Below are 18,508 nucleotides of genomic sequence, written 5' to 3'. Positions count from 1 at the left end.
CGCGATTAGGTAAAGTCGTGGCCTGATCAATAACAGGCCACGCAGGAACACGGACGATGAGCCACCCCTCACAATTCACCTTGCTGCGCACACGGCGTTTCCTGCCGTTTTTCATCACCCAGTTGCTGGGCGCTTTCAACGACAACATCTTCAAGCAATCGCTGATCCTGGCGATTCTCTACAAGCTCACCATCGACGGTGACCGCTCGATCTGGGTCAACCTGTGCGCGCTGTTGTTCATCTTGCCCTTCTTCCTGTTCTCGGCGCTGGCCGGCCAGTTTGGCGAGAAATTCAACAAGGATGCGTTGATCCGCGCGATCAAGATTGGCGAGATTGTGATCATGGCCGTCGGCGCGACGGGCTTTCTGTTCAATCACCTGGAACTGATGCTGCTGGCGCTGTTCGCCATGGGCACGCACTCGGCGCTGTTCGGCCCGGTGAAGTATTCGATCATGCCCCAGGCCCTGCACGACGATGAATTGGTGGGCGGCAACGGTCTGGTGGAGATGGGCACGTTCCTGGCGATCCTGGCCGGCACCATTGGCGCAGGGATCATGATGTCTTCCACTCACTATGCGCCGGTGGTGTCGGCGGCGATCGTCGGCGTGGCGGTGCTGGGTTACCTGGCCAGCCGCAGCATTCCTCGCGCGGCGGCGTCCACCCCGCAACTGCGCCTGGACTGGAACATCTTCAGCCAATCCTGGGCGACTTTGCGCCTGGGCTTGGGCCAGACCCCGGCGGTGTCGCGCTCCATCGTCGGTAACTCATGGTTCTGGTTTGTCGGCGCGATCTACCTGACGCAAATCCCAGCCTATGCCAAGGAGTGGTTGTACGGCGACGAAACCGTGGTGACGCTGATCCTTACGGTGTTCTCGGTGGGCATCGCCCTGGGCTCGATGCTGTGCGAAAAACTCTCCGGGCGGAAGGTGGAGATCGGCCTGGTGCCGTTTGGCTCCTTTGGCCTGACCGTGTTCGGCCTGCTGCTGTGGTGGCATTCGGGCGGCTTCCCGCAGAACGTCCAGGCCAATGACTGGCTGGCGGTGCTCAGCTACGGCCAGGCGTGGTGGGTGTTGTTGGATATCCTCGGCCTGGGGGTGTTTGGCGGATTCTATATCGTGCCGCTGTATGCACTGATCCAGTCGCGCACCGCCGAGCACGAACGAGCGCGGGTGATCGCCGCCAACAACATTCTCAACGCGCTGTTCATGGTGGTCTCGGCGATTGTCTCGATCCTGCTGCTGAGCGTGGCCAAGTTGTCGATTCCTGAGCTGTTCCTGGTGGTGTCGTTGCTCAACATCGCGGTCAACGCCTACATCTTCAAGATCGTCCCCGAGTTCACCATGCGCTTCATGATCTGGCTGCTCAGCCACTCCATGTATCGCGTGGAGCATCGCAACCTTGAGCTGATCCCGGATGAAGGCGCGGCGTTGCTGGTGTGTAACCACGTGTCGTTTGTCGATGCGCTGTTGATTGGCGGCGCGGTGCGTCGGCCGATTCGCTTCGTCATGTACTACAAGATCTACCGCTTGCCGGTGCTGAATTTTATCTTCCGCACCGCGGGGGCGATCCCGATTGCCGGGCGCAATGAGGATATCCAGATCTACGAAAAAGCCTTCACGCGGATTGCCCAATACCTGAAGGACGGAGAGTTGGTGTGTATCTTCCCGGAAGGCAAGTTGACGGCTGACGGCGAGATGAACGAGTTCCGTGGTGGCGTGACGCGCATTCTTGAGGAGACCCCGGTGCCGGTGATCCCGATGGCGTTGCAGGGGTTGTGGGGGAGTTTCTTCAGTCGCGATCCGAACAAAGGCTTCTTCCATCGCATCTGGTCGCGCGTCGTGCTGGTGGCGGGTGAGCCGGTGGAGGGTCCGACGCCTGCGAGATTGCAGGAGGTCGTTGGCGCTTTGCGGGGGAGTGTCAGGTAGTTCTGTGCTGGATGTACCGGCCTCATCGGGGGCAAGCCCCCTCCCACATTTGATCACGTTGTTCTGACGATCGCGGTCTAGTGTGGGAGGCGGTGCGACGATTCGACTTGCCCCCGATGGTGGTAGTGGCCTAAGCGCTGATCTTGAGCCCGACAAGCCCGCAAATGATCAACGCCACACTGGCCAGCCGGAACAACGCCATGGATTCCCCGAACAGGACAATCCCGGCAATCACCGTGCCCACCGCTCCCACGCCAGTCCAGATGGCATAGGCGGTGCCCAGCGGCAGCTCCTTCATGGCCAGGCCAAGCAGGCCGAGGCTGATGGCCATGGCGGCAATCGTCAGCACCGTGGGCAGCGGCTTGCTGAAACCGTCGGTGTACTTCAGGCCGACGGCCCAGCCGACTTCAAACAAGCCGGCAAACAATAGAATGATCCAGGACATGATGACCTCCCTTGCAAAAGCGGGGTCGTCCCCTGATGTGCGCTCGAGAGCGTCGCGAGGTCGTCCCCGCGAAGCTCGGTAGAGTGCCGAAAATGGATCAGGCGATCAAGTTTGCGGGGTGTTCTCCAGCACGCGACGGTCTTCCTTCTCGCTCATGCGGCGGAAGTAGGTCGATAGCAACGCCCCGGAAATATTGTGCCAGACACTGAACAGCGCGCTCGGCACCGCCGCCAACGGAGAAAAGTGCGCGCTGGCCAATGCGGCGCCCAGCCCGGAGTTCTGCATGCCCACCTCCAGCGCCAGCGACTTGCGTTGGGCCAACGGCAGCTTGAACACGCGGCCGGTGAAGTAGCCCAGCAGGTAGCCGAAGCTGTTATGCAGCATCACCACGGCCATGATCAGCAGGCCCGATTCGGCGATCTTCGCCTGGCTCGCCGCCACTACTGCGGCGACGATGATCACGATGCTGACCACCGACACCAGGGGCAGTACGTCCACGGCGTGGCGGACCCGCTCGCCGAGCACGCGTTGCGCGACAACGCCGAGCACGATCGGCAGCAGCACCACTTGCAGGATCGACCAGAACAACTCCATGAACGACACCGGCAACCAGGCCGAGGCCAGCAGCCAGATCAGCGCCGGGGTGAGCAGCGGGGCGAGGAGGGTGGTGACGGCGGCGATGGCCACCGACAGCGCCAGGTCGCCACGGGCCAGCCAGGTCATCACGTTGGATGAGGTGCCGCTTGGGCAGCAGCCGACCAGGATCACCCCAACGGCAATTTCCGGCGGCAGGTGGAAGGCCTGGCACAGCAGCCAGGCCACGCCCGGCATGATCACGAAGTGTGCGACTACGCCCAGGGCCACGCGCCACGGGTGGCGAGCGACTTCGGCGAAGTCTTCAAGTTTGAGGGTCAGCCCCATGCCGAACATCACCAGGCCCAGCAGCGGGACGATGGCGCTTTTCAGGCCGATGAACCAGTTGGGCTCGAGGAACGCGACAACGGCAAATATCAACACCCAGTAGGCGAAGGTATTGCCGACGAAGCGGCTCAAGGCGGCGAGTGCGCGCATGGGGGTGTCCTTTTTTATTCGATTTTTGAAATGCAAATGCGATCAAATGTGGGAGGGGCGGGGCGACGATTCGACTTGCCCCTCCCACAATTTGATCTTCACACGGCTTAGATGCCCTGCGGGGTTTCTTCGCCGCCGAGGGCTTCGATCAACGCCGGCAGGAAGTCACCGAAGGTCAGCATCATCAGGGTGAAGCTGGCATCCAGTTGGCCCAGAGCTTCTTCACCACCGTCCTGTTCCGCCTGGTCTTGCAGCAGGTCTTCGAACTTCAGGCGCTTGACGGTCATCTTGTCGTCGAGCATGAAGGACAGCTTGTCCTGCCAGGCCAGGGACAGTTGGGTCACGACTTTGCCGGTGCTCAGGTGCAGCTGGATTTCTTCGCTGGTCAGGTCCTGGCGCTTGCAACGCACGATGCCGCCGTCTTCGTGGGTGTCGCGCAGTTCGCATTCGTCGAGGACGAAGAAGTCATCGGCCGGTTTCTGGGTGGTGACCCAGTCGGTCATGATGGCGGTTGGCGCGGTTTTCACGGTGAGTGGGCGCACCGGCAGGGTGCCGATCACTTCACGCAGGGTGGAGAGCAGGTCTTCGGCGCGTTTCGGGCTGGCCGAGTTCACCAGGATCAGGCCCTGTTTCGGCGCGATGGCGGCGAAGGTCGACGAGCGGCGAATAAAGGCACGCGGCAGGAACGCCTGGATGATTTCATCCTTGATCTGGTCCCGTTCCTTTTTATAGACCTTGCGCATTTGCTCGGCTTCGATTTCCTCGACTTTCTCTTTGAGGGCATCACGCACTACGCTGCCCGGCAGGATGCGTTCTTCCTTGCGCGCGGCGATCAGCAGGAAGTCACCGCTGACGTGGACCAGGGGAGCGTCCTCGCCTTTACCGAAGGGGGCGACGAAACCGTAAGTGGTCAACTCCTGGCTTGCACATGGGCGCGCCAGTTTGGTGGCCATGGCCGCTTCCAACGCCTCGGCATCAACAGGCAGATCTTGGGTCAGGCGATAGATAAGCAGGTTCTTGAACCACATGGGGTGAGTCTCTCCTTTATACAAAGGGGGGCATTATTCTCTTGATAGCGGCTGAGGCCAACCCTGCCTAAGCCATTGGAAGCTATCAAAAAAAAGATTTAAGAAAGTGCTTGCCAGACCTGGGGTCGCTCCGTAGAATGCGCGCCACACCGAAACGAAGGGTGATTAGCTCAGCTGGGAGAGCATCTGCCTTACAAGCAGAGGGTCGGCGGTTCGATCCCGTCATCACCCACCATTCGCTTCAAGTGTTACGCGCAGCGGTAGTTCAGTCGGTTAGAATACCGGCCTGTCACGCCGGGGGTCGCGGGTTCGAGTCCCGTCCGCTGCGCCATATTTGCTTCCACTAAGGCCCACTGAACGCCTGGAAGTCACGGAAATAGCGGCCTTGAGCCGCTTTTTTCGTTTTCTGAATTCCACTGGAATCCATCTCCAGCCACGGTTTTTAAGTACACATTTAAGTACACCGCTGGCACAGCCTTTTACGATTCCTTGCGCATCAATTTTCGTATTGGTTCGTCTACCGCTGGGTTGTATTCCCCTCCTTGATGCAAAAGGAGGTGTCTGATGGCTCTGACAGATACAGCGATCAAGCAAGCCAAGCCCGCCAGCAAGCCTTATACGTTAACCGATGGGGATGGCTTATCTCTGCAAGTGCCCACGACGGGTTCGAAGCGCTGGCATTTCCGTTTCTATTGGCATGACAAGCAATTGCGTATTTCCCTCGGCACCTATCCCGACGTGAGTCTCAAGGAGGCTCGTCGGCGGAGAGAGGCTGCACGTGCGCTGGTGGCCAACAATATCGATCCCCGATCGCATCGTCGTGCCGAGCGGCAGAAAGCCTCTCGCGCCGTCAACAACACGTTTGAAGCGGTTTCTGATCGCTGGCATGAGTTCCGAAGTAAAAAACTGACGAAAAGTAAGAAGGGCAGTGCAGGGCAAGCCAACAAATACCTGAAGAAGGACATGCTGCCGTGTTTGGGCGATCTTCCAATCGCGGGTATTTCTCGTGGTGACGTGCTGGAGCTCATCAGGCGAATTGAGCGCAGAGGGGCGCTGGTCTCTGCTCGAAAGGTGCGCACATGGCTCAACCAGATCTTTCGTTTTGCTATGGCGGAAGGGCTAGTTGATGTGAACCCTGCAGCGGACCTAGATATCGTTGCCGAGACGCCGCGGCCAGTTCGCCATAATCCCTTCCTCCAAGTAAATGAACTTCCAGGATTGCTCAGGACCGTCACCCACTATGAGTGTGCAGAAAAGACACGGCTTGGTATTCGTCTATTGCTGCTGACGGGCGTGCGTACAGGAGAGCTACGGGCGGCGACGCCAGACCAATTCGACTTCGACAAGGGGATCTGGCTGGTGCCGCCGGAGGGTGTGAAGCAGCTCCGAAGTCGTGTGCGAACACAGGGAAATGAGATTCCACCTTATGTGATTCCGCTGTCTACTCAAGCAATTGCAATTGTGCAGCGGCTGATGCAGTTAAGGACGCGCGGTGCACGGTATCTGCTGGTTCACCGATACGAACCGCAGGAAATGATCAGTGAAAATACCCTTAACACCGCGATTAGCCGGATGGGTTACAAAGGGAGGCTCACCGGTCATGGCATCAGGGCCACCATCTCAACGGTGCTCAACGAGGTTGGCTTTGTAGAAGAGTGGATTGAGGCGCAGCTTTCACACGCTGATGCCAACCAAATTCGGGCTGCATACAATCATGCAGAATACGTCGAGCCGAGACGTAGGATGATGCAATACTGGGCGGACTTATTAGACGCACTAGAGGTCGGCGTTCCGCCCCCTGCGCCTGAAGCTTACATGCCGCAGATCGGCCGAGTTCCAACGGATTTTCTGAGAGCGCAGCGGGAATCTGCTGATTAGTAGTATGGAGTGCTAGGGGGTCGAGTGTTCGAATCACTCCGTCCGACCATATTTTTCAATGACTTAGCTCAATCTGCAAAGGTTGGGCTTTTTCATGTCTTGGAAATTACTCCCACATTGACTCCCACGAATTGCTTAGATCTAAATAGCTTTGCCACCTGATAGACGTGGTTTTTTTACTGCTTAACGCCCAAGTAAAGGAGAGAGTCGAGCAGGCGCTTGCTGCGGACTATTCAGGATCCCTTTACGGTAAGTACCGTGCTTGTTGGATCGCCACAAAGGACGGCGAGCGCCTCTCGGGAACAGAGAAGTGTCTAGAGCAGGATATCCACAGTTTCAAGCGCCAGCGCGGCGTGGATGAAATTGTAATTGGGCCGATCACCAGATAGCCCACCGCGATGAGGTTCTCGGACTGCGTGTCGTTAAACAGATCGCTAGCAGTTCTGACGTCATTTGGATACTGTTGAGCAAAATGCCATCAACGGGCATAGGGAAATGTCATGCGCATCGTTTCAGTTGATATTGAGCATTTTCGCGGGATTGAATCTCTTCATTGGTCACCCGCTCCCGGCATGAACTGTCTGATCGGCCCCGGCGACTCGACAAAAACCTCCATACTTGATGCGATCGAGCTTTGTCTTAACCCGAAGCCTTATACGCTGGCAGACGACTGCGATTTCTATAATTTGGACACCTTGAAACCCGTCGATATCATGGTGACGCTCGTAGACCTGCCCACGGCATTCCTGTCTGAAGAGCGTTATGGGATGCAGATGCGAGGGTGGAATACCGAAACGCTAAAAATTGAAGACGAGCCAAACGAGGGACTGCACTACGCCCTAACGCTGCGGATGACTATTGACGCATCACTCGAGGCTCGTTGGTCGCTTTATAACGATCGGATAAACGCAGCCGAGAAAGACCCGCCCACCTTGCGTTATAAGGACTGGAAACTGCTGTCAGTTACACGTCTCGGCCCTTATGCAGAGCGACACTTGGCTTGGGGACGGTCATCTGTATTGACGCGAGTGGGGGAATCCAACAGTGGGTATTCGCTCCAGCTGGCTGATGCCGGAAGAGCTGCGAGGAAAGCATTCGGGGACACCAATCAGAATATTTTCAAGTCAGTAATCGATCGCGTGGAGATTCTGAGCAGGAAATTTTCCGTACCGGTTAGGGGGGGCTATGCTGCGGCTTTAGACGTCGATGGGGTGAACATCACCGCTGGAGGTGTTTCTCTGCATGATGATGGATTACCACTGCGCATGCTTGGCACCGGTTCCTCCCGGTTGATTGTGTCTGCTCTCCAGCACGAGGTAGGCCACCAACATATATCGATGATCGATGAGGTTGAGTTTGGTCTTGAGCCTCATCGAATCGCCAGGTTGCTGAAACTTCTGAAAACGGCTCCGGCAGGCGAAGGGGCGAGCCAGGCACAGATATTCATCACCACGCACTCGCCAGTCGTAATTTGCGAACTGAAGGCAGAGGATATTTTTTCTGTCAGGTCATCTGCTGGTGTTACCGAAGTTAAATCCATATCCGCGGCAGTACGGAAGCTAGGCACCGCACAACGGCACCTGCGAGGTGCACCAGAAGCGTTCCTCGCCAGACGAATCGTTGTCGGAGAAGGCCGGACAGAGCAAGGCATTGTTCGTGGCCTTGATAACTGCTGGGTTGAACGAGGAATGGACTCATTGGCCGCCCAAGGCGTTGTCGCGGTCAATGGTTCAGGCAAAGACAGTGCCCCGGTGATCGCCGAGCATCTTTGTGACCTCGGTTATGAAGTGTTGATGTTGCTCGACTCCGACGAGCCGCCAAACCCCGCCGCAATGGCGAGAGCACAGGCCAAAGGTGCTAGCTGCCTTCAGTGGCCAGGACAATATTCAACTGAAGAACGCCTGTTTATTGACTTGCCGTGGGACGGGGTTGAGGCAGCAGTCAAATACGCGAGTGGGTGTGCCAGCACCGACAGTATCTTGAGTGGTATTAACAAAACACTGAAAGTCATGGGCATCGAGCAAATTGGTGACCTAGCCCTGCCTCCTTGGAGAGATGAGCCGAACTTCAGACTTGCCCTGGGCAAAACAGCGAAGGAAGAAAGCTGGTTCAAGGACATCACCAGAGGGGAAGGTTTAGGGGAAATAATCGTGAACCATTTTCCTCCCAACGACGTGACGCCCTTCGCGAATATCATCTCCGATTTGCGGAAGTGGATCGATGCTTGAGTCGCCAGAGAATACGCTCAGCCTGTACATTTCTGGTTTGGAACGTGCAAGCATTGTTGCCGCAGCGGGGTGTGGAAAAACTGAGCAGATAGCGCGGGCGGTGGCTTATTCAGGTCAGCGGCGCTTAATTCTCACCCATACACACGCTGGGGTAGATGCGATCACCGCGAGACTCAACAAACTTTCGGTTCCTAGTGATAAGTTCAAGGTCGAGACCATAGCAGGCTGGTGTTTAAGGTTCGCCACTTCGTTTCCCTTACGTTCAAAAATCAAAGCTCTTCGACCGACGACTTCGGCAGAATGGAATGCCGTCTACGATGCCGCTCTGAGACTCCTTCAGACCAAGGCGGTCGCCGAAATCATTGGTGCTTCCTACGAAGGTTTGTTTGTAGACGAGTACCAGGATTGCTCACCTGTACAGCATCGGGTGGTTTGTCTTTTAGCCAATCAACTTCCCACCTGTATTTTCGGTGACCCACTGCAAGCGATCTTTGATTTCAAAGGGCAGAATCCAGTGAACTGGGGGGTGGAGGTTTATCCCGCGTTCCCGTTGGTAGCCGAGCTAAATACACCATGGCGGTGGAAGGCATCGAACAACACCCCCCTTGCTGATTGGTTACGAGATGTACGCAAAAAACTTGAAGCTGGGATAGCAGTCGATTTGAGGGCAGCTCCGGCTTGTGTCGAATGGTTCGAGCTTCCTGATAATCCAATGTATCAGCAGCCCGTCATCTATGCTCAGTGCCTGAAATCGATATACGACGGTGAGAGTGTGGTTGTCATTGGGAATAGCACCAACGAGGCAAGCCGGGCATCACTAGCTCAAAAGCTTTCAAAGAGAGCGTTCTCCACAATTGAAGCGATCAACTGTAAATCTCTGGTCAAAAATGCAAAAGCAATCGAGGGTGCTGTGGGCCAGCAGCTTTTTGGAGCGTTGCTGAATTTCGCCAGTGAGTGCATGACGGGTACTGACAAAACCCCAATGGAAAAAGCTATTGCCTCTCGCCTGATGGGAGGTCGAGCCGGGATGAAGTTTGCCCCATTGTTTCCTGTCATTGATTCGCTGATCAGCACCAACACTGGGGACGCAGCGGTAACGTTCCTGGATGCTCTCAAAGCCATGCCGGGGACATATCTGTTCAGGCGCGAAATGTTTTACTCGATGCGTTCGGCGCTGATTCTGAGGGGGACCGTGGAGGGGTATACCCTAATGTCCGCAGTCGCGGAAGTGCAGAATAGACAACGTCATATGGGGCGCAAGCTGCCGTTTCGTTGCATCGGCAGTACGCTGCTAGTGAAAGGGCTTGAATTCGACCATGCAGTGATCGTGCAGTCGGCCAATATGTCCGCGAAGGACTGGTATGTGGCCCTGACAAGAGCAACCAGAACCATCAGGATCGTCAGCTCGCAACCTGTCATTCGGATTGTCTAAGAACCATGGCTTGCAGGTTCTTTTTCGGACTGCCCTCTGTGGTCCAGCCAGTGGTACAACTTCAACGCTACGGGATTTACCAGCAGGGCATTTAGCTTAGTGAGCGCTGGTCATATCCATGCAATTGGGTGGTCAGAGCGAATGCAATTCATTGGTCCGAATGATGCATTTACGAATGGCTATGACGAGGAGGTCTATGTCTTGCAACTGAACTGAGACATTTGCAATCTTGAGCGTCATAGAGCGCAGGGCGCAAATGGAGATTACCCTGGTGCTTAGACAGCAAGGATCGCGCGATGAGATTTTGACCAGTATCCGCTTCCTTCTGCCAGCATTTCTGAATGGAATACCTTGGGAGAGCTAGGCGAGTGATTCTGACTGACAACGAAACAAAAGTTGACTTGCTCAACAATGAGGCGATCGCAACAACCATTATCGAGTTGTTGCGTGAAAAGCCAGATCACCCGGTTACGATTGGGGTTCATGGAGATTGGGGCGCCGGAAAGTCCAGTGTTTTGGAAATGATCGAGACAGGTTTTTTGGGACAGGACGATGTGCTTTGTCTCAAGTTCAACGGCTGGCGCTTCCAGGGCTTTGAGGATGCCAAGATCGCACTGATCGAGGGAATAGTTACTGGTCTGGTTGAAAAACGTCCTGCTCTGACGAAGGCTGGAGGGGCTGTTAAGGATGTCTTCAATCGAATTGATTGGTTAAAGGTTGCCAAGCGTGCAGGAGGCCTGGCTCTCACTGCATTTACCGGCATCCCAACGCCGGACCAGATCAATGCCATCGTGGGGACGCTCGAAGGAATGTTTGCCGATCCTGCCAAATTGGCGACGAAAGAAAATCTCTCGTCTGCAATCGACGGCGTGAAGTCAATGTTAAAGCCGGCTGAAACAAAAAACGTTCCGGAGGAGGTCGAAGCTTTTAGGAAGGCCTTTGACAAGCTCTTGAAGGAAGCCGGAATCAATCAGCTCATCGTCTTGATTGATGATCTTGACCGCTGTTTACCAGATACTGCTATCGAAACACTCGAAGCAATTCGTCTGTTCGTCTTCACCGCGCGCACCGCCTTCGTTGTCGCCGCTGATGAGGCGATGATCGAGTATGCGGTGCGTAAGCATTTTCCAGACTTGCCAGAAACGACGGGACCGCGTGACTACGCTCGAAATTATCTAGAAAAACTCATTCAGGTGCCATTTCGTATCCCGGCTTTAGGTGAAACAGAAACGCGGATATACGTGACGCTGTTGTTGACGGGGGCTGAGGTCGGTGAAGAGGATGCGGGTTACGCGAAGCTTATTGCTGTTGCGCGCGAATGCTTAAAACGACCATGGGAGAACGCTGGCCTTGATGCCGCGACGATCAAATCGACGCTAGGAAAGCAGGCAGAGAAAGCCAACAACGCCCTCGTGCTTAGCGACCAGCTCGGTCCCATCCTGGCAAGTGGCGCCAAAGGCAATCCGCGCCAGATTAAACGCTTTCTCAACACGCTGTTGTTGCGAGAGCGCATGGCCACTGCGCGCGGATTCGGCGACGACATCACCTTGCCTGTGTTGGCCAAACTGATGCTCGCTGAGCGCTTCATTCCGCGACTGTTTGAGCAGATCGCATTTGTAGCGGCTATCCACCCTCAGGGGCGCTGCGAGGATCTTGAGACACTTGAGAAGAGCCTTGCTGTCGATGATTCCGGTGCGAAGGTTAACAGCAAACCGCTTGGGACTCACAAAGGTAAAGACTCCAAAGCAATGGAAACCGTATTGCCCGTTCCCGAGAGCGCCGTATTTGCCGAGTGGAGCTCTTCGGGAATGGTACGCGACTGGGCGCAGGTCAAGCCCCTGCTGTCTGGGATTGATCTTCGTCCCTATCTTTTCGTGACGAAGGACAAAAAGGACTACTTCGGTCCGGTGTCGGTGTTGGGACACTTGGCGAGCGTGGTGGAAAAATTGTTCGGTGGAAAAATGATGGTGCAGGGCTATGAAGCCGAGCTGAAGCTTCTTGTACAGCCCGAAGCCGACAAAGTTTTCGAGGCAGTGCGTACCCGAATCATGGGCGCTGGTGCCTTTGAGACCATGCCGGCGGGTGTAGATGGCCTCGTCGTACTGGCCAAGGCGCAGCCTGGACTTCAAAATAAACTACTGGACTTCCTAGAGGCTCTACCGAGCAGTAAGTGTGGGCCATGGGCCGTTCGCGGCTGGCAAGGCGTCATTAAGGACACGGAGTGCGTAGCGCGCTTGAAAGCGCTGCTCACACAATGGAGCAAACTGACTGACAATCCGTTGCTGAAACAGACTGCCGAGTTGGCACTGAAAGACACGAAAGGAGTTCGGTAATGGGGACGTCGACGGCATACGGTGGTCCGGGCGGCGGTACGCCGCTGGTGCCTTCATGGTTGGGAGAGTCGCCTGCCACAGGTGAAGGGGGGGAAGCCAACGGCGTTGCACCGGCTGATGGTGTATCGCCTCCAGTAGCACCCAATCGGCCGGCTATTCCAGCTTCGGCGGATCCTCAACGTTTTTCTGGAGCACGAAATAGCTTTACCCGTTTTGCCGGGTCGGGTGGTACTGACCGCGCTAGCCTCGGACGCGCTGTCTCGCGCTACGTTTCCACATCCTCGGGAGGCGCACGGCAAGCGGCACAGCGCATGGGGGCTTCACGCGGCGCCGGAGCTAGATTGCTGGGTTTTTTGGCAGATGCGCAAACCCGTGGTGTGCGTGAAGCTCTACGCTCGTTGGATCTTGAGTCACTCGCAGGACGTCCTATAGCAGAGATCTTCGTCGGTTTGGCCGACTACATTTGTCCTGGGGCCGGTACCGTCGACGAAGGTATCGCGCGTGAGGCGTACATCGAAACAATCATTGAATTAACCACCGAGGGGCTAACGGACCTTTCAACCTTCACTCCTGACCAAATGCAAACAGTGTTCGAGCTGTATGCAACACACGCCATTGAAGCGAGAATCTGCAACGACATCGGCACGAAGGCGGTGACGATGCCAACAAGCGCGCAGGCGGCACACCGCGTGGAAGCCCAACTACGCGATTTCATTCGAGGGGGTGTTAGCGATGCGCTCACGAGGGCGCGTAGCGATTCTCCACATTTGACCCCGGAGCGCATCCAGTCATTCGTGGACACTGTGTACGAGTCCGCGTTCGCTATCCTACAATCGCTCGGTGATGCAGAGGCGGACCAATGAAACGACAACTCATTGCTGGTCGTCTCGGACTTGACGACGATACCGACATTCCTATGGGCGCGGACGAACAGCGGACCTTGCTGCAGATGGTTGTGGGGGATAAGTTGCTTGATCACGGCATTGGAAGTGCCCTGACGAGTTTGAAGAAACTGGGCATTTTCCCATCGGAGATTGGCATTGATCTGCTGGTGCTCGCAGCGCACGTCCATGCGGCCGACACCCGTATATCTCGTGTTGAACAGTCGCAGGACTCGTGGACGCGGGAAATCCGCCTGGTCATTCCAGTTAGCGAACCAGAGCGCTGGACTGGCGCAGTTCTAACTCTGACGAAAATATTGAATTTCTTGACCGGCGACCGCTGGACAATCGGATTTCGGGCGCGGCCGCCCAAGTTCGCTCTCATCGCGCAAGAAGCACCTCCTACCTTGATCGCACCACCGTTCGACTCCGTGAGTTTGTTCTCAGGTGGCCTGGATAGTTTGATTGGCGCAATTGATCTTTTGGAGGCCGGAGCGACACCACTCCTGGTCAGTCACTTTGGTGAAAGCGCAACCAGCGATGCTCAAAGTAAGCTTTTCGGTGTATTAAAGAAACACTACAACAAGTCGTCATTTGAGCGTTTGCGCGTGGGCATGACATTCGACGATGGGTTGGTTGAGAATGTCGGATCTGAGAACAGCACGCGGGGCCGTTCATTTCTGTTCTTCGCACTGGGTGTGTTTGCTGGAACCGGTCTGGATAAGACCTTCGTACTGCAGGTGCCTGAGAACGGGCTGATTGCGTTGAACGTTCCTCTTGACCCATTGCGCCTAGGTTCGAACAGCACACGCACCACTCATCCCTACTATATGGCGCGTTGGAACGAGCTGCTTGTTGAGCTGGATATCAACGGACGTATCGGTAACCCTTGCTGGGACAAAACCAAAGGGGAAATGGCATCAAATTGCCGTAATCAGCCATTGCTGACCCAACTCGCACCGGATTCGCTGTCGTGCTCATCGCCGACAAAAGGACGCTGGCAGGGTTTAGGTATTGAGCATTGCGGGTACTGTTTGCCCTGTTTGATTCGACGTGCCGCATTGGATGGCGCATGGGGAGTGGGAGTGGACAATACGACCTATACGGTGCCCGATCTTCGCGCCGATATCCTGGACACCCGTGAGTCTACGGGCAAGCAAGTAAGGTCTTTTCAGTACGCGATCGAACGTCTGCGTGGGCAGCCACAACTCGCAAACCTCCTAATTCATAAGCCGGGCTCGCTCGTCGACGAGGTTGCGCACCTCGATCAGCTCGCCGATGTTTACCGTCGAGGCCTTGAAGAAGTTGCTCGGCTGATTGATGGCGTTGAGACGAGGCCACGCTGATGTCGGGATCGGATAGAAAAGCTACAGCTGGCCTTGTCGATTTTCACTGTCATTTGGATCTGTACCCGGATCATCCTGGCGCGGTTCAAGAGGCGGAGAATGCGGGAGTGTTCACGTTGGCCGTGACGACGACTCCGCGAGCGTGGCCACGGAATCATGAGCTCGCCCAGCGCACGCGTTACGTGCGCGCCGCGCTGGGACTTCATCCGCAGTTGGTTGAGGAAAGATTTGGCGAGCTCAATCTGTGGGATCGATATCTGCCAGAGACGCGTTATGTTGGGGAGGTAGGCCTAGATGCGGGGCCGCGCTTCTACAAGTCATTTGATCTGCAGAAGCAAGTCTTTCAGCATGTTCTGCAGCGCTGCGCGGAAGCAGGGGGCAAGATCATCACGGTCCACAGCGTCCGATCGGCTAAGATCGTACTCGATCACATCGAGTCCTATTTGCCACCACTACGAGGAAAAGTGGTACTCCACTGGTTTACGGGCACGAAATCGGAGGCTGCACGCGCGCTCGAACTGGGATGCTATTTCTCGATAAACGCCGCGATGCTGGAAAACCCGAGACACGTGACCGTGGTCTCCACGATCCCGATAAACAGATTGTTAACGGAAACAGATGGACCTTTTACCAAGACCGGTTCGAGGTCTTCTAAGCCAGCAGATGTTGAGGTGGTTGTTGAAAAGCTCGCGCGCCTGCATAACGTTGCACCTGTCATGATCGCAGCGACCGTACGGGATAACCTACGCACCTTGTTAGAACACAGGGGATAGAGAGGAATCTACGATGCACTGATGGGGCTGGATCTGTTTTCGCGACCAATCTCTCTTACTATCAATTGTTTAAAAGATGAGGATTGCGGCAATGCCACTCACAGAAAAAGACGTTGCAGATATGAAAACGCTGATCAAGGACCGAGTAGCGAACTACCCTAGACTAAACGAAATGGTTGCTGAGGGGTTGCTGATCTATAAAGCCGGCTGGTATGAGGCGACGAGCAAGGAGGCTTATGACGCCATCATTCAGTACGCCACCTCGATTCGAGTAAGCAAAGAAGGGAAGGCACAGATTAAGATCGCACGCGAAAGTAAAAGGTTGAAGGCTATAGCAGCAAAGTTGTGACTGCGACAGGGGGCTGTGTCTTTCTTTCTAAGCCTCGCGATAAATACATATTCATCCATCATCAAGTGCGAGAAATGGGTTATCTGGCGGTATCAATTCTAAAAGTGACATTGGTTCCGCAATCAAGTAACCCTTCAAGGTTGTTTTCTTCCTGGGACCTTGCACTTTACACGTCCAGATATTCAATCCGTCACCACGCTTTCTGTGGACCTTCCGTTTCTCAAACTGCTTCTGCGCCCAACGCCATTCTTCAATCTCTTGATCGACCCCTTTGGCTATGCCAGGAAACTCCTGGACATAACGTTGGAAGAGGCCTGGCGTCACGAGAAACACAGTACCGCTCACCGTGTGGATTTTAGCCTTGCTGTCGTTGATGATCAGCTTGTGGCTCTGGATGCCTGCCTTGACCCAATTCAGGAATGCCTGGCCAGGGTTGTCCGAAGGGCGGCTTGAGACTTCGAGAGCATTTTCTGGTGGCGGATCACATACCTCGGGTTCTCCCATTTCGAACATATCCAGCAATGTTCCGAGGTAGTCGGAATCCTCCATCGCCATAGGATCTTCCACCGAAGGCTTTTGATGCGATCCTGTACTGACAGTCTCAGGCGTTGCTGGGGATGCCTGAGCGTCACTCGGATGGTCATCGGCTGCCACGCTCACCGTTCCGCTGAAAGCCTCGGGGCGGTCTGCGCTCCCCCAAATCAGTGCCGGTTGAAGGCGCAGAAAGGTGAAGGTCTGCTGCCAGTTTCCCTGTGCCACGAGCGCAGTCCAGATAGCTTTGCCTTCTGGGGTGGACTCAACCAACCCATGGGATTGCAGTTCGTCGAACACGGCAATGTTGGAGGAGGGAATGCCCTCAATCGATTGCGACAGCAGATAGGCTCGCAGCTTGTCCGTGACCGTCTTGCTGACCAGCCACAGGGCGTCCTGGGTCAGCCAACCCGCGGCACCTGGCTGGTTGAGTTTCAGCTCATGTTGAACCAGATGACGCAATCCGCTGATCAAGTGGTGTTGCAGCGAATGAATCGGCGCTTGCAGCGCCTTGCTAGGATTACCGCCGATGTTCTGCGCGGTGGAGACGCGGTCGGCCTGCATCACCAACTCACCGAGCACGCCGGAACGGTCGTATTGTCCCGCTAGGACATACAGCAGGCTGGCCCAGAGCGACGGAAATCCACTGAGCCAGTCCAGGATCGGGCGGTCGAGAATCTGGGTGTAGAGCAAACCTGCGGCAGCCCCGTGCAGGTGGTAGTCACGACCCTTGAGGTAACGAAAACGGTAGGGCTCATCCAGGGGACCCTGCCAAGGATGCCAAAGACGGCCATCTTGGCGTTCAACCAGCAGGTCCACGGCGATCTTGCCGATGTCATGCAGCAGGGCGCCATAGGCGATGCCCGCCGACCAGGCGTCAGTTTGGGCGACCTGGTCTTCGGGCGCGGCGCCGCTGGGAAGCAGATACGACTGACGCAGTTTCAAACTGCAAGCGACCAGCTCCAGGCCATGGTCGAGCATGCCGCCGAGATACGCATGATGGTGCGTCTCGCTGGCCGGGAGTTGTTGGACCTGTTCGGCGTAGCGATGGATCGGATTTAAATAGAGCTGGCTGAACTGCGCGTGGGAGAGGGCGGTGTACTGCCAGATGCGATCGAGCAGCTGACGGCGGTGCTCCGCGGCTAACAAGCTGTGAGCCGACTCGATGGGCAGGTAACCTTCGGCGACGCTCACGGTCGGTGGCGGAGGGGGCTTCTGCCCTTTGCGGCGAAACAGGCTGAGCATCGTGACCTCCAGGAAGTGGCTGGGTCAGTGGCCTTTTAGCCTTTTCGGATAGGGCTCTTACCCTTGCCCCCCCATTCCTTTCCAACCTTTACCGTCCTTTTGGCGCGTGTCCCTTTGCGCGGCAATCGGAATATGGATACGGCTCGACATCGTTTTGTTGGAGGGGTGGTACGGAAAAGGGAAGAGTCGGTACGATTCGGTGTGAGTTTTCTAGGGTCTAACCATGAACCTCACTGACGCCACGCTCGTGCTGCTGCTCGCGGCACGTATCCATGGGACCGACGAAGCCGTCCGGGCCTCGGCGAAGAGCGTGGTCAAGAAGTTGCCGCGCAGTAAACGCGATCTGATCTACAAGGTGATCGACAGCCGAAGCCGCTCGATCTGGTGGAATTCTGGCGCAGCAGTAGAGCTGTCCTTGTCGGTAGTCAAACAAACTTATGTCGAGTGGGGCAAATCTGGCTTTTTTCTTCCTGGTAAATTTGAAATACGAACTGTGGGGGAGGGCGTTTTATCGATGTCTTCAACAGCGTACGTGAATAAAGATATTCATTTCTGACGGTCACTTCTTCGCGACTTTCCGAGCATGCGCCGCTTTTGTTTTTCCAGGAAAAACATCACCTCAAGCTTCAGACCATCGGGGTCGAGGAAATAGACCGCATAGTAGCCCTCGCCATAGTCCGGATAATCAGCGGGTGCGTCGACAATCGTAATCCCCTGATCCAGCAGGAACGCGTAGAGCGCGTCGACGTCCTCACGCGCGGCCAGCTCGAACGCATAGTGGTGATAGCCCACATCGCCGGTCCGGTGCTTATGTTTGCGACCCTGGGCATCGGCTTCGGTGATCCAGAACATGGTTTCGCCGTTGGTCCAGCCAATAACCCGGTCGAACTCCCACTCGATGGTGAATCCCAGGAAACCGAGTACCTGATCGTAGAACGCCCTGGAGCGTTCCAGATCACTGACACGAATGGCCAAGTGATCGATCCCGATGACGTTCACCATGTCAGGTCTCCTCGATTTCGGTTTCCAGGGACAAAGGGCTG

General features: G+C 55.8%; 14 protein-coding genes, 2 tRNA genes and 1 pseudogene. 12 read left to right on the top strand and 5 right to left on the bottom strand.

The window, feature by feature from the left end; all coding sequences use genetic code 11:
• The first annotated feature begins 56 nt into the window (after nt 1-56).
• A complete protein-coding gene (locus AC1Q6I_RS28390; RefSeq protein WP_102625527.1) occupies nt 57-1,925 on the top strand; it encodes an MFS transporter in 1,869 nt (622 codons plus the stop codon).
• Nucleotides 1,926-2,055: 130 nt separating this feature from the next.
• Here the strand turns inward: AC1Q6I_RS28390 and sugE are convergent, their stop codons facing one another.
• From sugE to rdgC, 3 genes are all read right to left on the bottom strand, one after another.
• Nucleotides 2,056-2,370 carry a quaternary ammonium compound efflux SMR transporter SugE gene (gene sugE, locus AC1Q6I_RS28385; protein ID WP_102625526.1) on the bottom strand — a complete coding sequence of 105 codons (315 nt, stop codon included), beginning with the start codon at nt 2,368-2,370 and terminating at the stop codon, nt 2,056-2,058.
• 105 nt (nt 2,371-2,475) lie between these two features.
• Nucleotides 2,476-3,441 (bottom strand): bile acid:sodium symporter family protein, encoded by a 966-nt coding sequence (locus AC1Q6I_RS28380; protein ID WP_102625525.1) that lies wholly within the window; start codon nt 3,439-3,441, stop codon nt 2,476-2,478.
• Nucleotides 3,442-3,548: 107 nt separating this feature from the next.
• Entirely contained in the window at nt 3,549-4,469 is a 921-nt protein-coding gene (gene rdgC / locus AC1Q6I_RS28375; protein ID WP_069075603.1) for a recombination-associated protein RdgC, read from the bottom strand.
• A gap of 159 nt (nt 4,470-4,628) precedes the next feature.
• On the opposite strand from rdgC, the gene AC1Q6I_RS28370 reads away from it, so the two are divergent.
• From AC1Q6I_RS28370 to AC1Q6I_RS28325, 10 genes are all read left to right on the top strand, one after another.
• A tRNA-Val gene (locus AC1Q6I_RS28370) sits at nt 4,629-4,704 on the top strand.
• A gap of 19 nt (nt 4,705-4,723) precedes the next feature.
• A tRNA-Asp gene (locus tag AC1Q6I_RS28365) sits at nt 4,724-4,800 on the top strand.
• A 233-nt stretch (nt 4,801-5,033) separates the two neighbouring features.
• Nucleotides 5,034-6,347, top strand: a complete 1,314-nt coding sequence (locus AC1Q6I_RS28360) for a tyrosine-type recombinase/integrase (protein ID WP_102624963.1) — start codon at nt 5,034-5,036, stop codon at nt 6,345-6,347.
• Nucleotides 6,348-6,847: 500 nt separating this feature from the next.
• Nucleotides 6,848-8,575, top strand: a complete 1,728-nt coding sequence (locus AC1Q6I_RS28355; protein WP_102624961.1) for an ATP-dependent nuclease — start codon at nt 6,848-6,850, stop codon at nt 8,573-8,575.
• Nucleotides 8,568-10,007: a UvrD-helicase domain-containing protein gene (locus tag AC1Q6I_RS28350; RefSeq protein ID WP_102624960.1), complete on the top strand. Its 1,440-nt coding sequence runs from the start codon at nt 8,568-8,570 to the stop codon at nt 10,005-10,007. The genes AC1Q6I_RS28355 and AC1Q6I_RS28350 overlap by 8 nt, the downstream gene beginning before the upstream one ends.
• A 368-nt stretch (nt 10,008-10,375) precedes the next feature.
• Nucleotides 10,376-12,340, top strand: coding sequence for a Qat anti-phage system ATPase QatA (gene qatA / locus AC1Q6I_RS28345; protein WP_102624959.1), 1,965 nt, complete (start codon nt 10,376-10,378; stop codon nt 12,338-12,340).
• Nucleotides 12,340-13,203: a Qat anti-phage system associated protein QatB gene (qatB, locus tag AC1Q6I_RS28340; RefSeq protein WP_102624958.1), complete on the top strand. Its 864-nt coding sequence runs from the start codon at nt 12,340-12,342 to the stop codon at nt 13,201-13,203. The genes qatA and qatB overlap by 1 nt, the downstream gene beginning before the upstream one ends.
• Nucleotides 13,200-14,567, top strand: a complete 1,368-nt coding sequence (gene qatC / locus AC1Q6I_RS28335) for a Qat anti-phage system QueC-like protein QatC (protein WP_102624957.1) — start codon at nt 13,200-13,202, stop codon at nt 14,565-14,567. Before qatB ends, qatC begins: the two co-directional genes overlap by 4 nt.
• Nucleotides 14,567-15,340, top strand: a complete 774-nt coding sequence (gene qatD, locus AC1Q6I_RS28330) for a Qat anti-phage system TatD family nuclease QatD (protein ID WP_102624956.1) — start codon at nt 14,567-14,569, stop codon at nt 15,338-15,340. Before qatC ends, qatD begins: the two co-directional genes overlap by 1 nt.
• 91 nt (nt 15,341-15,431) lie before the next feature.
• Nucleotides 15,432-15,689: a hypothetical protein gene (locus AC1Q6I_RS28325; RefSeq protein WP_046481738.1), complete on the top strand. Its 258-nt coding sequence runs from the start codon at nt 15,432-15,434 to the stop codon at nt 15,687-15,689.
• 51 nt (nt 15,690-15,740) lie between these two features.
• Here AC1Q6I_RS28325 and mobH read toward each other — a convergent pair whose 3' ends face one another.
• Nucleotides 15,741-17,465, bottom strand: coding sequence for a MobH family relaxase (mobH, locus tag AC1Q6I_RS28320; protein WP_102624955.1), 1,725 nt, complete (start codon nt 17,463-17,465; stop codon nt 15,741-15,743).
• A gap of 223 nt (nt 17,466-17,688) precedes the next feature.
• Here mobH and AC1Q6I_RS28315 point away from each other — a divergent pair.
• Nucleotides 17,689-17,858 (top strand): annotated as a pseudogene (locus tag AC1Q6I_RS28315) (DUF7740 domain-containing protein); the annotation flags it as partial.
• Nucleotides 17,859-18,011: 153 nt separating this feature from the next.
• On the opposite strand, the gene AC1Q6I_RS28310 reads toward AC1Q6I_RS28315, so the two are convergent.
• Nucleotides 18,012-18,467: a VOC family protein gene (locus tag AC1Q6I_RS28310; protein ID WP_102624954.1), complete on the bottom strand. Its 456-nt coding sequence runs from the start codon at nt 18,465-18,467 to the stop codon at nt 18,012-18,014.
• Between the last annotated feature and the right edge of the window lie 41 nt (nt 18,468-18,508).

It is taken from the genome of Pseudomonas sp. MPR-R2A5, assembly GCF_058793055.1.
The sequence above is the reverse complement of the archived record's forward strand: the minus strand, read 5'-3'. Positions and strand labels throughout refer to the sequence as shown.

Bases quoted from the DNA above. Each gene is read 5' to 3' on its own strand.
- AC1Q6I_RS28380 (WP_102625525.1), bottom strand. From the start codon at position 3,441: ATGCGCGCACTCGCCGCCTTGAGCCGCTTCGTCGGCAATACCTTCGCC.
- sugE (WP_102625526.1), bottom strand. From the start codon at position 2,370: ATGTCCTGGATCATTCTATTGTTTGCCGGCTTGTTTGAAGTCGGCTGG.
- AC1Q6I_RS28350 (WP_102624960.1), top strand. From the start codon at position 8,568: ATGCTTGAGTCGCCAGAGAATACGCTCAGCCTGTACATTTCTGGTTTG.
- AC1Q6I_RS28355 (WP_102624961.1), top strand. From the start codon at position 6,848: ATGCGCATCGTTTCAGTTGATATTGAGCATTTTCGCGGGATTGAATCT.
- mobH (WP_102624955.1), bottom strand. From the start codon at position 17,465: ATGCTCAGCCTGTTTCGCCGCAAAGGGCAGAAGCCCCCTCCGCCACCG.
- qatC (WP_102624957.1), top strand. From the start codon at position 13,200: ATGAAACGACAACTCATTGCTGGTCGTCTCGGACTTGACGACGATACC.
- qatB (WP_102624958.1), top strand. From the start codon at position 12,340: ATGGGGACGTCGACGGCATACGGTGGTCCGGGCGGCGGTACGCCGCTG.
- rdgC (WP_069075603.1), bottom strand. From the start codon at position 4,469: ATGTGGTTCAAGAACCTGCTTATCTATCGCCTGACCCAAGATCTGCCT.
- AC1Q6I_RS28390 (WP_102625527.1), top strand. From the start codon at position 57: ATGAGCCACCCCTCACAATTCACCTTGCTGCGCACACGGCGTTTCCTG.
- AC1Q6I_RS28325 (WP_046481738.1), top strand. From the start codon at position 15,432: ATGCCACTCACAGAAAAAGACGTTGCAGATATGAAAACGCTGATCAAG.
- AC1Q6I_RS28310 (WP_102624954.1), bottom strand. From the start codon at position 18,467: ATGGTGAACGTCATCGGGATCGATCACTTGGCCATTCGTGTCAGTGAT.
- AC1Q6I_RS28360 (WP_102624963.1), top strand. From the start codon at position 5,034: ATGGCTCTGACAGATACAGCGATCAAGCAAGCCAAGCCCGCCAGCAAG.
- qatD (WP_102624956.1), top strand. From the start codon at position 14,567: ATGTCGGGATCGGATAGAAAAGCTACAGCTGGCCTTGTCGATTTTCAC.